Genomic DNA, 20,464 nt, shown 5'->3' with positions numbered 1-20,464 from the left:
GTCGGATCAGGCGCGATCCGCCGACAGCGGTGCGGCAGGGCCGGGTCGCCCTGCGGGGCTCTGGCCGATCTTCAGTCGCTGGAGCGGGTAGTCGACCAGCTTCAGCATTATCCACGACACGACGATCGTCATCGCGAACGACAGCGCGAAGAACTTGAAGCTTCGGCCAAACCCGAACTGCGGCAACAGCCACGCGGCAACGGTCGTGTGAAGAAGGTACATCGGGTAGGAGAGATCGCCGAGAATCTTGTCGGTACCTGCCGTCTTGCGCGGCGCGAGCGACAGGACCACCCATCCGGACAGAATCACGGAGACCCAGAGGCCATAGGTCCACGGCCATGAGTCATTGACGAGCCAATAAAGGCCGTGTACACACCACACGACGATGCTCGGAATCGGCGCAGCGAACTTTGCAAGGCTCGCGCGATAGTGGCAGACGACCGCCCCCGCTGCGAACGGCATCAGCCCGGTTGCGAAGCCGCAGTAGCGCGGCACGAACGATGCCGTGTCGAAGCCGAACTGCACGTTCGCGAAGAAGGCGACGGCAAGCCCGAGTAGCGCTGCATACTTGTCTCGCGCGAAGAGCGGCAGGAGTGCGTATGCCCATACTTCGACGAATAGCGCGGCAGAAACCGGAACCGGCAGGCCTTGCTGCGTGACGAAGGGGAACATCAGCAGGTTCGACACCCATTCAAGGGGGCCTTTCGGAAAAGCAAACTGTGGATTCAGTCCCGCCGGATCGACGCCGACATGGCGCAGCATGACGATCGTCACGATCCCGATTGCGCCGGCGACGATGAACGACGGATAGATTCGGAGCAGGCGATTGAACGCATAGTGCCGTAATCCCTCTGGCTTCAGACCGTACTTGGTCGAGAGCACGAGGGTCATCAGGTAACCGCTCAGCACGAAGAAGCCCCAGACCGCGTACGCAGCTGGACCGTCGATCATGTGTGCATAGAGGTGGGAAATGGCAACAAGAAATGCAAGAAAAAAACGCCAACTCCCCAGCCCGAGCTTCATGATCATGTCCTTTGGTAAATCATGCGAGATTTTACTACGCAATGCGTGCGGATACGCCGCATGTTGTGGCCCTTTGGGGCTTGAATGCGCATATGCTGCGCGCAGCCATTGTGGCTGCTGCCCGACGACGTAGTGGAACGGGCAAACAGACGCGCCCGCGTCGGGGTGTAATCTCGACGTCTCCCGGCGCGATGAACTGCCTCCGGTTGTGGTCGAGTAGGCAGGAGAGCGTAAAATGCCGATCTGGCACAAGCCACGATTGCCGGCGGCTAGGCTTCATCCGTAACAAAACGAAAACGTGGTTGTTCGATATGCGAAGGCCGCGCAGACTGCTTAATTAAATTGGTGGGACACGCTGGTGCATCGCCTGCATCGATTCCACCCGACGATACATGACTGAAACGACGCCCGCGCTGCATGCAGCCCCGGGAACCCTGTCCGTCTCGATAGTGACCTATCGCCCGGATACCGCGCAATTGGCGCGCACGCTGGACAGCCTTGCGATTGCGTTCGATGCGTTGCATGCGAACGGGCCGTATACTCCGGTTTCGTTGTACCTAGTCGACAACGGTGGGTTGCGCGATGCCGATGCTGCGCTGTCGCGTCTGCGCACGACCGTCGTCTGCAAAGTGCTACGAGGCCACGGCAACGTTGGCTACGGCCGAGGGCACAATCTGGCGATTGAGCGAACGGCATCCCGCTACCATCTCATACTCAATCCGGACATTGACCTCGCGCCGGACGCACTCGCGCGAGGGATCGAGTTTCTGGAGCAGCACCCCGACACCGGCCTACTGACACCCTGGATCGGCGACCACGACGGCGAGCAGCAGTACCTGTGCCGGCGCTATCCGTCGCTGTTGGACCTGCTGGTGCGTGGCTTCATGCCGGCCCGCGTTCGACGCCTGATGGACCGGCGTCTCGCGCGCTACGAAATGCGTGATCTGATCAACGAGCGCGACGTGACCTGGGAGCCGCCGATCGTGAGCGGGTGCTTCATGCTGTTCCGCACGGACGTGCTCAAGGCGCTTGGAGGGTTTGATCCCCGGTATTTCCTGTACTTCGAGGATTACGACCTTAGCCTGCGGACTCACGAACTCGCGCGCGTCGTCTACTCGCCGTGTGTTCGGGTCGTGCACCACGGCGGCGGGGCAGCTCGCAAAGGCAGGGCGCACATCATGATGTTCGCGGCCTCGGCGTTCAAGTTTTTCAACAGATTCGGCTGGAAATGGCTATGAGCCGGATACTCGTGACTGGCGCTGGTGGTTTCGTCGGGCGTGCACTGAGCCGCGAACTGCTCGCGCGAGGCAACGACGTGGTCGGGTTCGTGCGGCGCGCCGGCGTCTGTGTCGACGGCGTGCGCGAGTGGGTCGACGGATCGCCCGACTTCGCGGGGCTGGACCGTGCCTGGACGGCCGATGCGCCGGTGGATTGCGTGATCCATCTCGCCGCCCGTGTGCACGTGCACGACGAGCGCGACGCGGATCCGGATATCGCGTTCGAGCGCACGAACGTATCCGGGACGCTGCGAGTCGCGCAGGCGGCGGTGCGCCACGGCGTGCGGCGGCTCGTCTTCGTGAGCAGCATCAAGGCGGTTGGCGAACGTGACCATGGCCTGTCGTTGCGCGAAGACGATGTCGCGGAGCCGCAAGACCCGTACGGGCGCTCGAAGCGCGCGGCCGAGGCTGCATTGATGCAGTTTGGCCTCGAGCACGGGCTCGAAATCGTGATCGTGCGCCCGCCGCTGGTTTACGGCCCCGAAGTGCGCGCCAACTTCCTGAGCATGATGGACGCCATCTGGCGCGGCATTCCGCTCCCGCTGCGTTCCGTCACGGCGCAGCGGAGTGTCGTCTTCGTTGACAATCTCGCCGATGCGCTCGTGCTATGCATAACGCATCCGCGCGCGGCCGGCCAGTGCTTTCACATAGCTGACGATGCGCTTTCTGTTCCGGAACTCCTCATGCGTCTGGGCGTACTCTTGCATCGCCCGGCGCGCCTGGTGCCGGTTCCGGTCGATTGGCTGCGCATGGCTGCCCGCATCACGGGGCGCACCGCGCAGATCGACCGGCTGGTGACGGACCTGCGGGTCGATGCGAGCCGGATACGCGACGTCCTCGGATGGCAAGCGCCGTTCTCGACGGATGAAGGGCTTTCCTTGACGGCCGATTGGTATCGGTCGACGCACTGATTGAACATGTCGGCTTCATTTCAGATGATATTTGCCAATCCTTGGGCGGGTTCCACGGTTATCGCAGCCGGCGCCGCAGCGCTGACGGTAGCCATCCTGCTTTTCCTGTTGCGCTCCGGGCTCGCGTGGCGCATCGCGATGGACATTCCGAACGCACGTTCGCTGCATGCGCGGCCGGTCCCCCGTGTGGGCGGGCTGGGTATCGTTCCGGTCGCCGTGGCCGCGATCGGGCTGTTCGCGCCGGATCGGTGGGTACTGGCTCTCGTTACGGTTGGCCTCGCTGTGGTGTCTCAGATCGATGACCGGCGCGGTCTGCCGGTGCGGGTCCGCTTCGCGGCTCACGCGGCCGCGGTCGCCGTCGCGGTGCTGGCCGTCCCGCATGCATCGTTCCCCGTTCCGCTATGGCTTACGGCGGGATTGGCGTTCCTGATGCTCTGGCTCATCAATCTATACAACTTCATGGACGGCGCGGATGGCCTTGCCGGCGGCATGACCGTATTCGGATTCGCGACATACGCGATTGCCGCGCCGGCCGACGTGGCATCCGGGCTGGTCTGGGTGTCGGCGGCAATTGCAGGCGCGGCGCTTGGCTTCCTGCTGTTCAATTTTCATCCGGCGCGGCTGTTTCTTGGTGACGCGGGTTCGATATCGCTCGGCTTCATGAGCGGCGCGCTCGGATACTGGGGTTTGCTTAGCGGTGCGTGGCCGGTCTGGTTTCCTGCACTAGTGTTTGCGCCGTTCATCGCCGATGCGTCGATTACACTGCTACGGCGACTGTTGAGAGGAGAGAGATTCTGGCAGGCGCACCGCGAGCACTATTATCAGAAGATGGTGCGCCTGGGGCTGGGGCACGCGCGGACTGCTTTGCTTTGGTATGGTGCGATGGCGGTCAGCGCTGCACTGGCGCTCTGGGCGCTCGGCCGCTCGCCGGTTGCGCAGTGGAGCATCGTCGCCGCATGGTATGCCACGCTCGCATGCGTGGGTGCGGTGATCGATGTTCGATGGCGCCGTACGGAGGAAACCGTTTCTCATCGAGTTCGAGGTTAGACGCCGATGTTACGAAATAAGGCATTGTGGTTGTCGCTGAGCGCGTTCCTGTTCGACGTCGCGGCGGTCGTTGCCGCGTGGTTGTTCGCGTACCAGGTCCGCTTCAATGGCAGCGTGTCGCCCGACTTCATGCGGGGTTCGCTGATCGCGCTGACCTGGGTGCTCCCCGTCTACGCACTGATGTTCCACGTGTTCGGCCTGTATCGCGGCCTGTGGGTGTTCGCGAGCCTGCCCGACCTGATGCGCATCTCGAAGGCGCTTACGGGCGGCGGCGTGATCGTGATGATCGGCGCCGTGATGTTCCAGCCGTCGCCGATCATTCCACGCTCGGTGTTGCTCGTCTCCCCGCTGATGCTGTTCCTGATCATGGGCGGCGCCCGCGCGCTGTATCGCGCGACCAAGGAGTTCTACCTGTACGGCGGCCTCGTCGGGCAGGGCAAACCCGTGCTGGTGATCGGCGCCGGCACGGCCGGCGCGAACCTCGCGCGCGAATTGTCGCGTTCGGGCGAATGGCGTCTCGTCGGCCTGCTGGATGACGAAAAGACGAAGCAGGGCCGCGAAATCTACGGCTACAAGGTGCTCGGCGCGATCAACGATGTCGCGCACTGGACCGAGGCGCTGAAGATCGAATACGCGATCGTGGCGATTCCGTCCGCGTCGGTCGAGGTGCAGCGCCGGGTGGCGACGCTCTGCGTGCGCGCCGGCCTGAAGGTGATGGTGCTGCCGTCGCTGACCGCACTGATGCCGGGGCAGGGCTTCCTGTCCCAGATCCGCGAGATCGACCTCGAAGACCTCCTCGGCCGCGACGCCGTGACGATCGACACCCCGCACGTCGAGGCGCTGCTGCGCGGCCGCGTCGTGATGGTGACGGGCGCCGGCGGCTCGATCGGTTCGGAGCTGTGCCGGCAGATCCTGCGTTTCGCGCCGGCGCAGCTGGTCGCGTTCGACCTGTCCGAATACGCAATGTACCGCCTGACCGAGGAGCTGCGCGAGCGCTTCCCCGACCAGCCGGTCGTGCCGATCATCGGCGACGCGAAGGATTCACTGCTGCTCGACCAGGTGATGTCGCGCCACGTGCCGCACATCGTGTTCCACGCGGCGGCCTACAAGCACGTGCCGCTGATGGAGGAGCTCAACGCGTGGCAGGCGCTGCGCAACAACGTGCTCGGCACCTACCGTGTCGCGCGGGCGGCGATCCGCCATGACGTCCGCCATTTCGTGCTGATCTCGACCGACAAGGCCGTCAACCCCACCAACGTGATGGGCGCGAGCAAGCGGCTCGCGGAGATGGCGTGCCAGGCGCTGCAGCAAACGAGCGAGCACACGCAATTCGAGACGGTGCGGTTCGGCAACGTGCTCGGCAGCGCGGGCAGCGTGATCCCGAAGTTCCAGCAGCAGATCGCGAAGGGCGGCCCGGTGACGGTCACGCACCCGGAGATCACGCGCTTCTTCATGACGATCCCGGAAGCGTCGCAGCTCGTGCTGCAGGCATCGAGCATGGGGCATGGCGGCGAGATCTTCATTCTCGACATGGGCGAACCGGTCAAGATCGTCGATCTCGCGCGCGACCTGATCCGCCTGTACGGTTTCTCTGAAGGGCAGATCCGCATCGAATTCACCGGGCTGCGTCCGGGCGAGAAGCTCTACGAGGAATTGCTCGCGGACGACGAGACGACCACCCGCACGCCGCATCCGAAACTGCGGATCGCGCGTGCCCGCGAGGTGCCGGACAACCTGCTCGACGAGCTGCTGCCGTGGCTGATGCAGCATCGCGTGCTCAGCGACGACGAGGTGCGGCGCGACCTGCGCCGCTGGGTGCCCGAGTATCAGACGGCCGTCGCGCCGGCGCTGCAGAGCGTGTCCGCGCGGGTGGTGTCGAACCGGTAACGGCAGCCGGCCCCTGGCAGGCACGCGGCAACAAAAAAGCGCCCACGGGGCGCTTTTTTGTTGCGACGGGCAGGCCGCTCAGGGGTTGTGGCGCCGCGTCTTGCGCACCACCATCCACCGCGGCGCCTTGAACCGCACGATACTGATGTACAGCCACACATAAGTCAGCGCGAACAGCACCACAAACGCGAACAGATGCACCGTATGCCGCCAGAACAGCGTCGCCGGAATCACGGCAACGAGGCACAGCAGCCACAGATACGGCGACGTCAGCGAATTGCGCCGCGTCAGGTCATACGCCTGCTTCGTGCCGACCGCCCAGCGCATCAGGCGCTTGTACACGAGCATATGCAGGTGCACGCCGTCCGGAATCCCCGGCGACATCCCGCGCACGAACTTCTTCCGGTAGATCGAGAAGCAGGTCTCGAAGATCGGATACATGAACAGCAGCACCGGATACCACGCGGACACTTCGCGGTTGCGCATCACCAGCAGGATCGCGAGCTCGGCGAGCATGAAGCCGATGAAGTACGCGCCGCCGTCGCCGAGAAAGATCAGCCCGGCCGGGAAATTCCACACGAAGAAGCCGAGCACCGCGCCCATCATGATGAACGACGCCGACATCACGACCGGGTCGCCGACCTGGAACGCGACATACGCGAGCGACGCGAACATCATGAAGCTGACCATCGACGCAAGCCCGTTGAAGCCGTCGATGATGTTGACCGCGTTCGCGAGCGCCGCGACCGCGAGCACCGTGACGAACGCGGAGATCGCGACATAGCCGAGCAGGAAGTCGAGCGGCGGCACGCTGATGCGCGTGACCGCGATGTGCAGCACGCCGAACGCGAGCGCCGCGGCGCCCATCGTGCAGATGAGCCGCGCGCGCGGCGACACGCGCTTGGTCAGGTCCTCGACGAGCCCGGACAGGAAGGCCGGCATCCCGCAGGCGACCAGCCCGAGGATGCTGCCGGCGATCGTCGGGTAGCGCTGCATGAGCAGCAGCGCCGACGCGACGACCCCGGCCAGGATCCCGATGCCGCCCACGCGCGGCACGGGCCGCACATGGAATTTCTGCACGCCGGCCAGATCGCTGTCCACCGAGAACTTCTCGTGCAGATGGGCGTAGCGCACGATGAAGAGCGTGACGAGCAGGGAAACGATGAAACCGGACGCGAAGCTGAGCATGGGATTGCTCGGAAATGGGACAGCGGATTATACAAAACCGCGCGGGTTGTTCTCCTGCCAGCGCCAGTGGTCGACGCACATCTCGTCGAGGCCGTATTTCGCGCGCCAGCCGATGACGTCGGCCGCGGCCTGCGGGTTCGCGTAGCACTCGGCGACGTCGCCCGGGCGGCGCGCGACGAGCTCGTACGGCACTGGCCGGCCCGACGCCTTCTCGAACGCGCGCACCACTTCCAGCACGCTGTAGCCCTGGCCCGTGCCGAGGTTCACGACGAAGCTCGCATCGCGCTTCACCAGCGCGTCGAGCGCGGCGATGTGGCCTTGCGCGAGATCGACCACGTGGATGTAGTCGCGCACGCCGGTGCCGTCCGGCGTCGGGTAGTCGGAGCCGAACACGCGCAGCCTGTCCAGCTTGCCGACGGCGACCTGCGCGACGTACGGCATCAGGTTGTTCGGGATGCCGGACGGATCCTCGCCGATCAGGCCGCTTGCATGCGCGCCGACCGGGTTGAAGTAGCGCAGCGTCGCGATCCGCCACGACGGGTCGGACAGCTCGAGATCGCGCAGCACCTGCTCGGCGATCAGCTTCGACTGGCCGTACGGGTTGGTCGCCGACAGCGGGAACGATTCGTCGATCGGCGAGCGCTCGGGCACGCCGTACACGGTCGCCGACGAGCTGAACACGAACTGCTTCACGTTGCGCTCGCGCATCACCTTGAGCACCGTCAGCAGCCCGCCGATGTTGTTGCGGTAGTACTCGAGCGGCTTCGCGACCGATTCGCCGACCGCCTTCAGCGCCGCGAAATGGATCGCGCCGGTGATCGGGTGCGCGTCGAACACCTTGCCGAGCGCGGCCTCGTCGCACACGTCGACCTGGTGGAACGCCGGCGTCTTGCCGGTGATCTGCGCGACGCGCCGCACCGATTCGGCCTTGCTGTTGACGAGGTTGTCGACGATGACGACGTCATAGCCGTGATCGAGCAATTCGACCGCGGTGTGCGAGCCGATGTAGCCCGCACCGCCCGTCACGAGAATCGTTCCCTTCGTGGTCATGGCTTCGTGCTCCTTCAGAGAGTGACGCCCGTCAAGGCGCGTATGGTGATTGTGTATCGTTCGACGACCTTCTGCTCGTCGAATTCGGCGGCCACCTTGCGGCGGCCGCGCGCGCCCATCGCTGCGCGGCCGGCCGGGCCGAGCTCGATCATCTGCACGAGGCGCGCGGCCAGGCTCGCGCTGTCGCGCGCCGCGCACAGCAGGCCGGTGTCGCCGTCGGCGACGACGTCGCGGCAGCCCGGCACGTCGGTCGCGACGATCGGGCGGCCCATCGCGGAGGCCTCCATCAGCGTGCGCGGCACGCCTTCGCGGTACGACGGCAGCACGACGCAGTCGGCGGCGGCAATGTGCGGGCGCACGTCGTGCGCTTCGCCGAGGTATTCGACGACGCCTTCGCGCACCCACGCGTCGACGTCCGCGCGGCCGATCGCGCTCGGGTTGTCGACGCCGAGCGGGCCGAGCAGCTGGAAGCGCGCGTGCGGATACCGCGCACGCACGGCGCGCGCGGCGTCGACGTATTCGCGCACGCCCTTGTCCCACAGCAGCCGGCCGATCAGGATGAACACCGGCGCGTCGCCCGCCGGCAGCGGCACGGGCGCGAACTGTTCGAGATCGACGCCTTCGCCGTGCAGCAGGTGCGCGCGCTCGGGGTGCGCGAGCAGCCGCTCGTCGGTGAAGGTCGCGAGGTCGTCGCGGTTCAGGAACCAGACTTCGCGCGGGAACCGGAACGCGAACCGGTAGAGCCGCTTTGCGATGCTCGCCGCGCGGCTCTTCTGGATGAACACGTAGCCGAGCCCGGTCGTCACGGCCACCGACGGCACGCGCGCGAGCCACGCGGCGACCGAGCCGTAGATGTTCGGCTTGATCGTGTAATGGAACACGAGGTCAGGCGCGAGCGCGCGGTAATGGCGGTACAGCGCGGCGAGCGTGCCGAGATCCTCGCGCGGGCTCGTGCCTTTCGACGCGACCGCGAGCGGCACGTAGCGGCAGCCCATCTGTTCGAGCAATGGCACCGTGCGGTCGTGCGGCGCGGCGACGATCACCTCGGCGCCGCGCGCGACGAGCATGCGGATCAGTCCGTGGCGATACGTGTAGATCGCCCAGGCCGTGTTGCAGACCAGCACGATGCGCAGCGGAGGAGAGGCGGTCATGAAAAAAAGAAAAAAATAAAGCGTCGAAAAAGCCGAATATGCGTCACGCGGACGGCCGCGCGGCGAACAGTGCCTGCTTGATCCGCTGCAGCGTCCGGTACGGCGTCACGAAATGCAGCAGGTTCTTGGCGAGGCCTGCCCAGTCGTACGGGTTCAGCGCGTTGAAATGGCGCAGCAGCAGCGTGAGCGTCGACATCAGCTGGCGGCGCCGCTTGGTCGCACTGATCCCGCCTTCGTTGAGCTCGTAGTAGAGGCCGAGCTCCGGCAGGTTCGCGCAATCGTAGCGTTGCATTAAGCGTAAAAAAAGATCGAGATCCTCGGCCGCGCGGTATTGCTCGCGATAGTTGCCGACCTCGCGCACCGCGTCGACGCGCAGCATCACCGACGGATGCACGAGCGGCGAGCGCAGGAAGCGGGTGCGGCGCAGCACGCGCGGATCGGCGGGCGGCGTCAGCATGAAGCGCGGCTCGCCGGCGCGCGACACGACCTGCGTCCACATGCCGACGCAGGCGACCTGCGGGTGCGCGTCGAGGTACGCGCGCTGCTTTGCGAGCCGCTGCGGCGCGGCGAGGTCGCCCGCGTCGATGCGGGCCGCATAGCGGAAGCCGCGCGCGGCGAGCGCATCGATGCCGGCTGCGAGCGCGCGCTCGATGCCGCCGTTCTGCGGCATGCGCAGCACCTCGACCGTGAGGCCGGCCAAGTCCGGCACGGCGATCGGCGGCGTGCTGCCGTCGTCGACGACGAGCACGTATACAGGCGCGTCCTCGTGAAACGACGAGAGGGTCCGGACGACGTCGTCGTGCGCGTTGTAGGCCGGCATCAGCACGGCGACGTCGCCGAGCGGGCCGGCGGCGCGCGGCGCGGAAATAGGGGACGTCATGAGCGCAGCTTGAAACGGATGTAATAAAAATTGACCGCAGCGGCGGCGAGATAGCCGCCGGCCAGCCCGACGAGCGCGCCGTACAGGCCGAGCCGCGGGATCGCGACCAGGTTGACGAGCGCGGCGATCGCGAGCGCGAGCAGCCACTTTGCCAGCAACACGAATTTTGCTTGATATTTGAGAACGATAAGATTGCCTATCGCCTCGACGCCGGCCGGCACGGACAGCCAGACGGCCCAGCGGAAGATGTCGACCGACGCTTCGTAGCCGGGCCCGAACACCTTGCCGACGATCAGCGGCGCGGCCGCGTCGAGCACGAGCGCGCCGGCGGCCATCAGGGCGGCCGTCATCGCGATCAGCCGGACGATGTTGCGGCGCAGCCGCGCGACGTCCTGCACGCGGTACACGAACGCGGGCGCGATGGTCTGCGCGAGCATCAGCGCGAGCGTGATCCAGTTCTCGTTGAGCTGCTGCGCGGCGGCATAGCGGCCGAGATCGGCGAACGACACGGCGCGCTCGAGCATCAGGCGGTCGAGCTTGAGGAACAGGTACATGCAGATGAGGCCGAGCCAGAACACCGTGCCGGCCGTCGCGAAATGCCGGAACAGCGCCCGCTCGATGCGCCAGCCGAGCGTGCCGCCGTGGCGGTGACGGAAGTACAGCAGCAGCACGGCGCCGATCGCGGCGGCCTCGAGTGCCCACAGCCACGCGAAGCGCGCGGGCCCGGCGGCGGCGCGCACCAGCAGCCACACGAGCGCGGCCTTGGCGAGCGCCGTGACCATGCTGGCGACGAGCTGCGGCTTGCTGTACGTCATGCTCTGCAGCCACGCGTTGACGACGCCGACGAACGGTTCGCGGAAGATCATCGTCACCGCGAGGCCGGCGAGCATCGCGCCGACGAGCGGATCGAACGCGCCGGCGGCGATCGCGATCCAGGTCGCGGCGAGTGCGGCGGCCGACACGGCGATGCGCAGCGCGAACGCGCTGCCGAGCACGGCGCCGAGCTGTTCGGCCGGCCGCTGCACGATGGTCGGAACCAGGATTTCCGCGCCGCACACCCAGGTGAGCGGCGCCAGCACGAGGAGCAGCGTATTCGCATACTGCCATTTGCCGAACACGTCCGGCCCGAAATAGCGGGCCAGAAGGCCGCTGACCGCGATCGCGACGCCGATCTGCGTGAGCCGTTCGAGCCCCAGCCAGACCAGGTTCGAGACGGCTTTCGCGACGTCAGGGTTGGCGAGACGCTTCAGCATGGCGCGGCGCGCCGGCAGGCGCACGGGGCGGGCGCAACGGCGCCGGCGGGCGCCCGTTTTGCGGCGGCGGAACGGCTAGGCATTAAAATGGGCGGTATCCGCGTAATCAAAACGAGCGATTATAAGTGGGTTCGGGGTCGCTTCCGCCATCTCGACCCACCCCGGCAGGCCCCGGCCGCCATGCCGGGCGCCGCCGACCAGGCGGCCAATAGTTTCCATGCACGCAACCGAGAGTGAATCGATGATTTCCCAATCCATCTTCAAGGCATATGACATCCGCGGCGTGGTCGGCAAGACGCTCGACGCCGATACGGCGCGTGCGATCGGCCGTGCGTTCGGCAGCGAAGTGCGCGGGCAGGGCGGCGACGCGGTCGTCGTCGCGCGCGACGGCCGGCTGTCGGGCCCCGAACTGGTCGGTGCGCTGGCCGACGGCCTGCGTGCGGCGGGCGTCGACGTCGTCGACGTCGGCATGGTGCCGACGCCGGTCGGCTACTTCGCGGCGAGCGTGCCGCTCGCGCTGAAGGGCGGCGAGCGCCGCGTCGATTCGTGCATCGTCGTCACGGGCAGCCACAATCCGCCGGACTACAACGGCTTCAAGATGGTGCTGCGCGGCGCGGCGATCTACGGCGAGCAGATCCAGGCCTTGTACCGCCGCATCGTCGACGCGCGCTTCGAGTCGGGCAGCGGCACGTACGAGCAGATCGACGTGTCGGATCAGTACGTCGCGCGCATCGCCGGCGACATCAAGCTGGCGCGGCCGCTGAAGATCGTCGTCGATGCCGGCAACGGCGTCGCCGGCGAACTCGCGCCGCGCCTGTTCAAGGCGCTCGGCTGCGAACTCGTCGAGCTGTTCACCGATATCGACGGCACCTTCCCGAACCACCATCCCGATCCCGCACACCCGGAAAACCTGCAGGACGTGATCCGCGCGCTGAAGGAAACCGACGCGGAAATCGGTTTCGCGTTCGACGGCGACGGCGACCGCCTCGGCGTCGTCACGAAGGACGGCCAGATCATCTATCCGGACCGCCAGCTGATGCTGTTCGCCGAGGAAGTGCTGTCGCGCAACCCGGGCGCGCAGATCATCTACGACGTGAAGTGCACGCGCCATCTCGCGCAGTGGGTGAAGGAGAAGGGCGGCGAGCCGCTGATGTGGAAGACGGGCCATTCGCTCGTGAAGGCGAAGCTGCGCGAAACCGGCGCGCCGCTCGCGGGCGAGATGAGCGGCCACGTGTTCTTCAAGGACCGCTGGTACGGTTTCGACGACGGCCTCTACACGGGCGCGCGCCTGCTCGAGATCCTCGCGAAGACGGCCGATCCGAGCGTGCTGCTCAACGCGCTGCCGGACGCGATGTGCACGCCGGAGCTGCAGCTCTGGCTCGACGAGGGCGAGAACTTCCGCCTGATCGAGAAGCTGCAGAAGGAAGCGACGTTCGACGGCGCGGACGAAGTCGTGACGATCGACGGGCTGCGCGTCGAGTATCCGGACGGCTTCGGCCTCGCACGTTCGTCGAATACGACGCCGGTGGTCGTGATGCGTTTCGAATCGGAGACGCAGGAAGGTCTGAAGCGCATCCAGGAAGACTTCCGCCGCGTGCTGACGGCCGCGAAGCCGGACGTGAAGCTGCCGTTCTGAGTGAGACCGGCGGCCTGGCGGCCGCCGGCATGAAGCGATATCAGCCCCGAAAAGCGGCGCACGCGCAAGGCGTGCGGCCGCTTTTTGTCTATCGGGGCCCCCGGCCGCGATAAAATCGCGTCTTTATGCCTGTCGCCGGCCGTCCGCCGGCGTTTTTTCAGCGTGCAAAAGATCCTGATCGTGCGCGTGTCGTCGCTGGGCGACGTCGTGCACAACATGCCGGTGATCGCCGACATCCGGCGGCGCCACCCCGATGCGCAGATCGACTGGCTCGTCGAGGAGAGCTTCGTCGACCTCGTGAAGCTCGTCGACGGCGTGCGCCGCGTGCTGCCGTTCTCGCTGCGCCGCTGGCGCAAGAAGCCGTTCTCCGGCGCGACCTGGCGCGAGATCCGCGCGTTCCGCAAGCAGCTCGCCGCCGAGCGCTACGACCTCGTGATCGACTGCCAGGGGCTCATCAAGACCGCGTGGGTCGCGAGCTGGGCGCGCGGCCCGCTCGTCGGCCTCGGCAACCGCACCGACGGCGCCGGCTACGAATGGCCGGTGCGCTTCTTCTACCGCAAGCGCGTGCCGATCGAGCCGCGCACCCATGTGGTCGAACGCACGCGGCAGCTCGTCGCGGCCGCGCTCGGCGATCCGGCGCCGGCGCCGGCCGACCCGATCGACTTCGGCCTCGACACGGCCGCGGCGTCGCGCGCGGTCGCCGCGCTCGGGCTGAACCTGCCGGTGCCGTACGTGGTGTTCGTCCATGCGACGTCGCGCGCCGACAAGCAGTGGCCGGACGCCGCGTGGATCGAGCTCGGCCAGTCGCTGGTGCGGCGCGGCGCGTCGCTCGTGCTGCCGTGGGGCAACGACGCGGAACGCGCGACGAGCGAGCGGCTCGCGAAGGAATTCGGCGCGGCGGCGATCGTGCCGCCGAAGCTGTCGCTGCCGGCGGTGGTCGGCCTGATCGACGGCGCGGCGGCCACCGTCGGGGTTGATACAGGTCTGGTTCATATCGCCGCCGCGCTGAAGCGTCCGACGGTCGAACTGTACAATTTCGCGACGGCCTGGCGGACCGGCGGCTACTGGTCGCCGAACGTCGTCAACCTCGGCACGGCGGGCCAGCCCCCGTCGATCGCGCAGGTGAAGTCGGCGCTCGCGGGCTTCGGTCTCCTGTAACCGCACGCACTCCAGGACCATGAGCGAATCCCAGATCATCGAAGTCTCGTCCGCCGACTGGCGCGGACACAATCTGTCGCTGCCGCGCGAGCAGCTGCTGGCCGCGGTCGAAGAGGGCAAGGTGCTGTATTTCCCGCACCTGCGCTTCGCAATCGAAGGCGGCGAGGAAGCGCTGCTCGATCCGGCGCTGGCCGACCCGAAACGCAAGAACATCAGCCTCGCGCCGAACGGCGGCGCGCTCGCGGGCGTGCTCGGCGACAACGTCACGCAGTCGGCGGTGCGCGCGCTCGTCGCGCGCTTCCAGCAGCAGGCCGGCGCGCTCGTCGACGGCCTTTTCCCCGAATATCGCGGCAAGCTGCGCGTCGCGCCGACGAGCCTGCGCCTGATGCAGGTCGAAACGCGCCAGACGTCGTGGCGCAAGGACGACAGCCGGCTGCACGTCGACGCGTTCCCGTCGCGCCCGAACTACGGCGAGCGGATCCTGCGCGTGTTCACCAACGTGAACCCGGCCGGCGCGCCGCGCGTGTGGCGCGTCGGCGAGCCGTTCGAGGACGTCGCGAAGCGCTTCCTGCCGCGCATCAAGCCGCAATTGCCGGGTTCCGCGTGGCTGCTGAACCTGCTGCACGTGACGAAGACGCCGCGCAGCGCGTACGACCACCTGATGCTGAACCTGCACGACGGCATGAAGGCCGATCTCGACTACCAGAAGACCAGCCCGCAGGAAACCATGCCGTTCCCGCCGGGCAGCGTGTGGATATGTTTCTCGGATCAGACTTCGCACGCTGTGATGTCCGGCCAGTTCATGCTCGAGCAGACCTTCTTCCTGCCGGTCGACGCGATGGTGCGGCGCGAATGCGCGCCGCTCGGCATCCTCGAGCGCCTCACGGGCAGGGCCCTGGTTTGAGCGCGCCCCGCAATCGACGACACGAGGTGGCCGCTTCATGCTGAGGGTGATTTATCGCGCGCTGTGGTGGCTCGTCGCGCCGCTCGCGGTCGTGCGCCTGGTCGTGCGTTCGCGCAAGGAGCGCGGCTACCGCGAGCATATCGGCGAGCGCTTCGGCTGCGGGCCGGGCCGCGGGCCGGACGACCGCGCGCCGCTGATCTGGGTGCACGCGGTGTCGGTGGGCGAGACGCGCGCCGCGCAGCCGCTGATCGACGCGCTGATGAAGGCGCGCCCGGACGCGCGCATCCTGCTCACGCACATGACGCCGAGCGGCCGCGCGACCGGCACGCAGATCTTCGGCGATCGCGTGCTGCGCTGCTACCTGCCGTACGACATGCCGGGCGCGGTGCGGCGCTTCCTGCGCGCATGGCGGCCGACGCTCGGCCTCGTGATGGAAACCGAGGTGTGGCCGACGCTGATCGACGAATGCCGCCGCGCGGACGTGCCGCTCGTGCTGACCAATGCGCGGATGTCCGCGCGTTCGTACAAGCGCGCGGCGAAGTTCGGCGCGGCGACGCGCGACGTGTTCGGCGGCTTCTCGCGGGTGCTCGCGCAGAGCCCGGCCGATGCGGAACGCCTGACGTCGCTCGGCGCGCGCAACGTGGCGGTGCTCGGCAACCTGAAGTTCGACATGACGACGCCGCCGGAGCTCGCGGCGCGCGGCCGCGCGTGGCGCGATGCGATCGGCACGCGCCCGGTGTGGGTCGCGGCGAGCACGCGCGAGAACGAGGAGGCGCTGGTGCTGCAGGCGTTCGACGCGGTCAAGACGCCGGACGCGCTGCTGATCCTGGTGCCGCGCCATCCGCAGCGCTTCGGCGAAGTCGAGGCGCTGGTCGCGCGCAGCAACCGCAAGTGCGTGCGGCGCTCGGCCTGGGCGGCGGATGCCGCCGCGCTCGCGGCGGGCCGTCCGGCGGCGCCGCCGCTGCCGTCCGACGTGACGGTGCTGTTCGGCGATTCGATGGGCGAGTTGGGCGCGTATTACGCGGCGGCCGACGTCGCGTTCATCGGCGGCAGCCTGCTGCCGCTCGGCGGGCAGAACCTGATCGAGGCATGCGCGGTCGGCGTGCCGGTGCTGATCGGCCCGCACGTGTTCAACTTTACGCAGGCGACCGCCGATGCGGTCGCGGCCGGCGCCGCGCTGCAGGTCGAGGATCCGCTCGATCTCGCGCACGTGCTCGACGCGCTGTTCGCCGACCATGCGCGGCGCATCGCGATGGGCGCGGCCGGCGCGGCATTCGCGGCGCGCCATCGCGGCGCGACCGCGCGCTCGGTCGACGTGCTGGCCGCACTGCTGCCACCCGTCGTGAACGGCGAGCGGGTCGCGCAGGACGAGTAGGCGTGATGTAGGCAAATGCGGGCGCCGCATCGTGCATGCGCCCGCCGCCTTGCCGCTCACACCTTCAGCAATCCCTTCTTCTCGATGAACGCGACGACGTCCGCGACGCCGTCGAGCGCCTTCAGGTTCGTCATCACGTACGGCCGCGCGCCGCGCATCTTCTTCGTATCGGACGCCATCACGTCGAGGTTCGCGCCGACGAGCGGCGCGAGGTCGGTCTTGTTGATCACGAGCAGGTCCGACTTCGTGATGCCGGGGCCGCCCTTGCGCGGAATCTTCTCGCCGCCCGCGACGTCGATCACGTAGATCGTCAGGTCCGACAGTTCGGGGCTGAAGGTCGCCGCGAGGTTGTCGCCGCCGGATTCGATGAACACGATGTCCGCGTCGGGGAAGCGCGTGAGCATCCGGTCGACGGCTTCGAGGTTGATCGACGCATCCTCGCGGATCGCGGTGTGCGGGCAGCCGCCCGTCTCGACGCCCATGATCCGTTCCTCGGGCAGCGCGCCCGCGACCGTCAGCAGGCGCTGGTCTTCCTTCGTGTAGATGTCGTTGGTGATCGCGACGAGGTCGTACGTGTCGCGCATCGCCTTGCACAGCATTTCGAGCAGCGTGGTCTTGCCGGAGCCGACCGGCCCGCCGATGCCGACGCGCAGCGGCGGCAGTTTCTTCGTGCGGTGGGCGGACGGGGAGTAGGGTGCGTTCATGGCGTGTGGGTCGGTCAGGAGCGGAACAGCCGCGAGTACTGGGTTTCGTGCCGCGCGGACAGGATGCCGAGCTGCGGCGCGAACGTGTTGATCCGGTCGGGCGGCGTCGCGAGCGCGCGCTGCACAGCCGCGTCGATCGCGCCGCGCAGCGCGACGATGATTTTCTGGCCGGCGAGCTGGCCGAGCGGCACTGCCTTCAGCGCGGCGGCCGTCTGGTTCTCGACCCAGCCGAACGCATAGGCGGCGAGCAGCGCGTCGGGGCGGGCGTCGTGCGCGGCCGCCGCATAGGCGAATGCGGTCGGCAATGCGATCGGCGTGATCGCCGCAAGCGTTGCACGGCGTGCCTCGTCGCCCCATTCGAGCGACGTGCAGAGCTGCGCGAGCGACCAGCCCATCTGTTCGGTCTCGCGGCGCAGCTCCGCCGATTCGCGGCTCGCGACGAACCACGCGTTCTCGCGCGCGAGCGCGTCGGCGTCGTGCGCGTGCCAGCGCGCGAGCTGGTGTGCGAGGAACGGCAGTTCGCCATGCGCGAGCACGTCGGCGAGGCCGCTCGCGATCCAGTCGCGCGCGGTGTCGGCGTCGTGGATCAGGTTCGCGTCGAGCGCCGCTTCGAGCCCTTGCGAATAGCTGAACGCACCGATCGGCAGCGCCGGCGATGCGAGGTGCAGCAGCGCGACGAGTTCAGTGGTGGTCATGACCGTGGCCGTGCCCATGTGCGCATCCCGGGCCATGCTGGTGATCGTGATCGTGCGAGTGCGAGTGCGAGTGGCCGTGATGCTCGCCGAACACCTGCTGCGCGAGCGCGTAATCCTCGGCGAACGTCGCGTCGTGCCCGTGCTTGTGGCCGCCGCCATAGGCGCCGGCTTCCGGCTGGAACGGCGCATCGACCTGCTCGACCTGCGCGCCGAGCCGCCGCAGCATGTCGGCGAGCACGGGATCGGCCTCGAGCTTCAGGTAGCCGTCGCCGATCTCGACCGGCGTGTGGCGGTTGCCGAGGTGATACGCGGCGCGCGTGAAGGTCAGCGGATCCGGCGCGCGCACGAGCAGCACGGTTTCGGTCGCGGCCGCGACGCGCACGAGCGCGCCGTCGTCGGCGACGAGCACGTCGCCGTCGCGCAGCACGGTGCCGCGCGGCAGCACGAGCGCGACGTCTTCGCCGGTGTCGAGGGTCGCCGCGAGGCGGCTCCTGCAGCGGGCGTCGTAGGCGAGCGTGAGCGTCGGCGCGCGCGAAACGAGCGACGCGGCGAGCTTCACGTTCGGGGCAATGCGTTTGTCGATGGTGCGCATGAAACGAGAACCGGGAATCAGAACAGGAAATAACGCTGCGCCATCGGCAGCACGGTGGCCGGCTCGCAGGTGAGCAGCTGGCCGTCGGCGATCACGTCGTAGGTTTCGGGGTCGACGCTGATCGCGGGGCGCCACGCGTTGTGGATCATGTCGGCCTTCGTCACGCTGCGGCAGTTGCGCACCGGCACGATCCGCTTCGCGAGCCCGTAGCGCTCGGCGATGCCCGCATCGGCCGCCATCTGCGACACGAAGGTCAGCGAGGTGCGCGCGAGCGCGCCGCCGCGCGTGGCGAACATCTCGCGATAGTGGACGGGCTGCGGCGTCGGGATCGACGCGTTCGGGTCGCCCATCTGCGCCATCGCGATCATCCCGCCCTTCAGGATCATCGTCGGCTTGATGCCGAAGAACGCGGGCTCCCACAGCACGAGGTCGGCCCACTTGCCGGGCTCGATCGACCCGACCTCGTGCGCGATGCCGTGCGTGAGCGCCGGGTTGATCGTGTACTTCGCGACATAGCGCTTCGCGCGGAAGTTGTCGTGGCGCGCGCTGTCCTCGGGCAGCGCGCCGCGCTGCACCTTCATCTTGTGCGCGGTCTGCCAGGTGCGGATGATCACCTCGCCGACGCGGCCCATCGCCTGCGAATCCGACGACAGCATCGACAGCGCGCCGAGATCGTGCAGGATGTCCTCGGCCGCGATCGTCTCGCGGCGAATCCGCGATTCGGCGAACGCGAGATCCTCGGCGATCGACGGATCGAGGTGATGGCACACCATCAGCATGTCGAGATGCTCGTCGAGCGTGTTGATCGTATACGGGCGCGTCGGGTTGGTCGACGACGGCAGCACGTTCGACTCGCCGCACACCTTCAGGATGTCGGGCGCATGGCCGCCGCCCGCGCCTTCGGTGTGATACGTGTGGATCGTGCGGCCCTTGAACGCGGCGACCGTCGATTCGACGAAGCCCGCTTCGTTCAGCGTGTCGGTGTGGATCGCGACCTGCGTGTCGGTGTCGTCGGCAACCGACAGGCAGTTGTCGATCGCGGCGGGCGTCGTGCCCCAGTCCTCGTGCAGCTTCAGGCCGATCGCGCCGGCCGCGATCTGCTCGACGAGCGGCTGCGGCAGGCTCGCGTTGCCCTTGCCGAGAAAGCCGAGGTTGATCGGCCAGCCGTCGGCCGCCTGCAGCATCCGCTCCATGTGCCACGGGCCCGGCGTGCAGGTGGTCGCGTTGGTGCCGGTGGCGGGGCCCGTGCCGCCGCCGAGCATCGTCGTGACGCCGGACGCGAGCGCCTCGTCGATCTGCTGCGGGCTGATGAAGTGGATGTGCGTGTCGATGCCGCCGGCCGTCACGATCAGCCCTTCGCCGGCGATCACCTCGGTGGCCGCGCCGATCGGGATCGTCACGCCCGGCTGGATGTCCGGGTTGCCGGCCTTGCCGATCGCGGCGATGCGGCCGTGCTTGATCGCGATGTCGGCCTTCACGATGCCCCAGTGGTCGAGGATCACCGCGTTCGTCACGACGGTGTCGGGCACCTCGGCGGCGACGCGCTGCGACTGGCCCATGCCGTCGCGGATCACCTTCCCGCCGCCGAACTTCACTTCCTCGCCGTAGATCGTGAAATCGCGTTCGATCTCGATCAGCAGCTCGGTATCGGCGAGACGGATGCGGTCGCCCGTCGTCGGCCCGAACATCTCCGCGTACGCGCGGCGGCTCAAGCGTAGTGTCATGTTGCTGTT

The 20,464-nt window shown here is 67.6% G+C and carries 18 protein-coding genes; 8 read left to right on the top strand and 10 right to left on the bottom strand.

Features of this window, described 5'->3' with window-relative positions; genetic code table 11:
• Positions 1-6: 6 nt before the first annotated feature.
• A complete protein-coding gene (locus HWY45_RS21495) occupies positions 7-1,023 on the bottom strand; it encodes an acyltransferase family protein (RefSeq protein ID WP_124516401.1) in 1,017 nt (338 codons plus the stop codon).
• A gap of 392 nt (positions 1,024-1,415) precedes the next feature.
• On the opposite strand from HWY45_RS21495, the gene HWY45_RS21490 reads away from it, so the two are divergent.
• Genes HWY45_RS21490 through HWY45_RS21475 form a run of 4 tightly spaced genes read left to right on the top strand, consistent with a single transcriptional unit; the run spans position 1,416 to position 6,145 of the window.
• Positions 1,416-2,261 carry a glycosyltransferase family 2 protein gene (locus tag HWY45_RS21490; protein ID WP_059885007.1) on the top strand — a complete coding sequence of 282 codons (846 nt, stop codon included), beginning with the start codon at positions 1,416-1,418 and terminating at the stop codon, positions 2,259-2,261.
• A complete protein-coding gene (locus HWY45_RS21485) occupies positions 2,258-3,211 on the top strand; it encodes an NAD-dependent epimerase/dehydratase family protein (RefSeq protein WP_059885006.1) in 954 nt (317 codons plus the stop codon). The genes HWY45_RS21490 and HWY45_RS21485 overlap by 4 nt, the downstream gene beginning before the upstream one ends.
• Before the next feature lie 24 nt (positions 3,212-3,235).
• Positions 3,236-4,258, top strand: a complete 1,023-nt coding sequence (locus HWY45_RS21480; RefSeq protein WP_059885004.1) for an MraY family glycosyltransferase — start codon at positions 3,236-3,238, stop codon at positions 4,256-4,258.
• A 6-nt stretch (positions 4,259-4,264) separates the two neighbouring features.
• On the top strand, positions 4,265-6,145 hold the full coding sequence (locus HWY45_RS21475) for a polysaccharide biosynthesis protein (RefSeq protein ID WP_059885002.1): 1,881 nt from the start codon (positions 4,265-4,267) through the stop codon (positions 6,143-6,145).
• Between the two features lie 78 nt (positions 6,146-6,223).
• On the opposite strand, the gene HWY45_RS21470 is transcribed toward HWY45_RS21475, so the two are convergent.
• From HWY45_RS21470 to HWY45_RS21450, 5 genes are read right to left on the bottom strand one after another with little or no spacing between them, the layout of a single operon-like run.
• Complete coding sequence (locus HWY45_RS21470; protein WP_059885000.1) at positions 6,224-7,333, bottom strand: MraY family glycosyltransferase; 1,110 nt, start codon at positions 7,331-7,333, stop codon at positions 6,224-6,226.
• A 27-nt stretch (positions 7,334-7,360) separates the two neighbouring features.
• Complete coding sequence (gene galE / locus HWY45_RS21465) at positions 7,361-8,383, bottom strand: UDP-glucose 4-epimerase GalE (protein ID WP_059884998.1); 1,023 nt, start codon at positions 8,381-8,383, stop codon at positions 7,361-7,363.
• Between the two features lie 14 nt (positions 8,384-8,397).
• Positions 8,398-9,534 carry a glycosyltransferase family 4 protein gene (locus HWY45_RS21460; RefSeq protein ID WP_059884997.1) on the bottom strand — a complete coding sequence of 379 codons (1,137 nt, stop codon included), beginning with the start codon at positions 9,532-9,534 and terminating at the stop codon, positions 8,398-8,400.
• Between the two features lie 43 nt (positions 9,535-9,577).
• Positions 9,578-10,414 (bottom strand): glycosyltransferase, encoded by an 837-nt coding sequence (locus tag HWY45_RS21455; RefSeq protein ID WP_059884995.1) that lies wholly within the window; start codon positions 10,412-10,414, stop codon positions 9,578-9,580.
• Entirely contained in the window at positions 10,411-11,667 is a 1,257-nt protein-coding gene (locus HWY45_RS21450) for an oligosaccharide flippase family protein (protein ID WP_059885076.1), read from the bottom strand. The genes HWY45_RS21455 and HWY45_RS21450 overlap by 4 nt, the downstream gene beginning before the upstream one ends.
• Positions 11,668-11,908: 241 nt before the next feature.
• Here HWY45_RS21450 and HWY45_RS21445 point away from each other — a divergent pair, with 241 nt between their 5' ends.
• From HWY45_RS21445 to waaA, 4 genes are all read left to right on the top strand, one after another.
• A complete protein-coding gene (locus HWY45_RS21445) occupies positions 11,909-13,303 on the top strand; it encodes a phosphomannomutase/phosphoglucomutase (protein ID WP_059884993.1) in 1,395 nt (464 codons plus the stop codon).
• 162 nt (positions 13,304-13,465) lie between these two features.
• Positions 13,466-14,461, top strand: a complete 996-nt coding sequence (waaC, locus tag HWY45_RS21440; RefSeq protein ID WP_017332911.1) for a lipopolysaccharide heptosyltransferase I — start codon at positions 13,466-13,468, stop codon at positions 14,459-14,461.
• A 19-nt stretch (positions 14,462-14,480) separates the two neighbouring features.
• Positions 14,481-15,365: a Kdo hydroxylase KdoO gene (kdoO, locus tag HWY45_RS21435; protein WP_059565372.1), complete on the top strand. Its 885-nt coding sequence runs from the start codon at positions 14,481-14,483 to the stop codon at positions 15,363-15,365.
• Positions 15,366-15,402: 37 nt separating this feature from the next.
• Positions 15,403-16,740, top strand: coding sequence for a lipid IV(A) 3-deoxy-D-manno-octulosonic acid transferase (gene waaA / locus HWY45_RS21430; protein ID WP_059884991.1), 1,338 nt, complete (start codon positions 15,403-15,405; stop codon positions 16,738-16,740).
• Positions 16,741-16,796: 56 nt separating this feature from the next.
• Here the strand turns inward: waaA and ureG are convergent, their stop codons facing one another.
• The 4 genes from ureG to ureC are packed head-to-tail and all read right to left on the bottom strand — an operon-like array spanning position 16,797 to position 20,455.
• Positions 16,797-17,444, bottom strand: coding sequence for an urease accessory protein UreG (gene ureG, locus HWY45_RS21425; protein ID WP_059884990.1), 648 nt, complete (start codon positions 17,442-17,444; stop codon positions 16,797-16,799).
• Positions 17,445-17,458: 14 nt separating this feature from the next.
• On the bottom strand, positions 17,459-18,139 hold the full coding sequence (locus tag HWY45_RS21420; RefSeq protein ID WP_059885074.1) for an urease accessory protein UreF: 681 nt from the start codon (positions 18,137-18,139) through the stop codon (positions 17,459-17,461).
• Complete coding sequence (gene ureE / locus HWY45_RS21415; protein ID WP_059884988.1) at positions 18,126-18,731, bottom strand: urease accessory protein UreE; 606 nt, start codon at positions 18,729-18,731, stop codon at positions 18,126-18,128. The genes HWY45_RS21420 and ureE overlap by 14 nt, the downstream gene beginning before the upstream one ends.
• 17 nt (positions 18,732-18,748) lie before the next feature.
• Positions 18,749-20,455 (bottom strand): urease subunit alpha, encoded by a 1,707-nt coding sequence (ureC, locus tag HWY45_RS21410; RefSeq protein ID WP_059565376.1) that lies wholly within the window; start codon positions 20,453-20,455, stop codon positions 18,749-18,751.
• Positions 20,456-20,464 lie beyond the last annotated feature (9 nt).

It is taken from the genome of Burkholderia stagnalis (assembly GCF_902830275.1).
In the GTDB taxonomy this organism is placed as follows: Bacteria; Pseudomonadota; Gammaproteobacteria; order Burkholderiales; family Burkholderiaceae; genus Burkholderia; species Burkholderia stagnalis.
This window is presented reverse-complemented; position numbering and strand designations above follow the sequence as displayed.

Coding starts and splice junctions, on each gene's coding strand:
- HWY45_RS21495 (WP_124516401.1), bottom strand. CDS start 1,023: ATGAAGCTCGGGCTGGGGAGTTGGCGTTTTTTTCTTGCATTTCTTGTT.
- HWY45_RS21490 (WP_059885007.1), top strand. CDS start 1,416: ATGACTGAAACGACGCCCGCGCTGCATGCAGCCCCGGGAACCCTGTCC.
- HWY45_RS21485 (WP_059885006.1), top strand. CDS start 2,258: ATGAGCCGGATACTCGTGACTGGCGCTGGTGGTTTCGTCGGGCGTGCA.
- HWY45_RS21480 (WP_059885004.1), top strand. CDS start 3,236: ATGATATTTGCCAATCCTTGGGCGGGTTCCACGGTTATCGCAGCCGGC.
- HWY45_RS21475 (WP_059885002.1), top strand. CDS start 4,265: ATGTTACGAAATAAGGCATTGTGGTTGTCGCTGAGCGCGTTCCTGTTC.
- HWY45_RS21470 (WP_059885000.1), bottom strand. CDS start 7,333: ATGCTCAGCTTCGCGTCCGGTTTCATCGTTTCCCTGCTCGTCACGCTC.
- galE (WP_059884998.1), bottom strand. CDS start 8,383: ATGACCACGAAGGGAACGATTCTCGTGACGGGCGGTGCGGGCTACATC.
- HWY45_RS21460 (WP_059884997.1), bottom strand. CDS start 9,534: ATGACCGCCTCTCCTCCGCTGCGCATCGTGCTGGTCTGCAACACGGCC.
- HWY45_RS21455 (WP_059884995.1), bottom strand. CDS start 10,414: ATGACGTCCCCTATTTCCGCGCCGCGCGCCGCCGGCCCGCTCGGCGAC.
- HWY45_RS21450 (WP_059885076.1), bottom strand. CDS start 11,667: ATGCTGAAGCGTCTCGCCAACCCTGACGTCGCGAAAGCCGTCTCGAAC.
- HWY45_RS21445 (WP_059884993.1), top strand. CDS start 11,909: ATGATTTCCCAATCCATCTTCAAGGCATATGACATCCGCGGCGTGGTC.
- kdoO (WP_059565372.1), top strand. CDS start 14,481: ATGAGCGAATCCCAGATCATCGAAGTCTCGTCCGCCGACTGGCGCGGA.
- waaA (WP_059884991.1), top strand. CDS start 15,403: ATGCTGAGGGTGATTTATCGCGCGCTGTGGTGGCTCGTCGCGCCGCTC.
- ureG (WP_059884990.1), bottom strand. CDS start 17,444: ATGAACGCACCCTACTCCCCGTCCGCCCACCGCACGAAGAAACTGCCG.
- HWY45_RS21420 (WP_059885074.1), bottom strand. CDS start 18,139: ATGACCACCACTGAACTCGTCGCGCTGCTGCACCTCGCATCGCCGGCG.
- ureE (WP_059884988.1), bottom strand. CDS start 18,731: ATGCGCACCATCGACAAACGCATTGCCCCGAACGTGAAGCTCGCCGCG.
- ureC (WP_059565376.1), bottom strand. CDS start 20,455: ATGACACTACGCTTGAGCCGCCGCGCGTACGCGGAGATGTTCGGGCCG.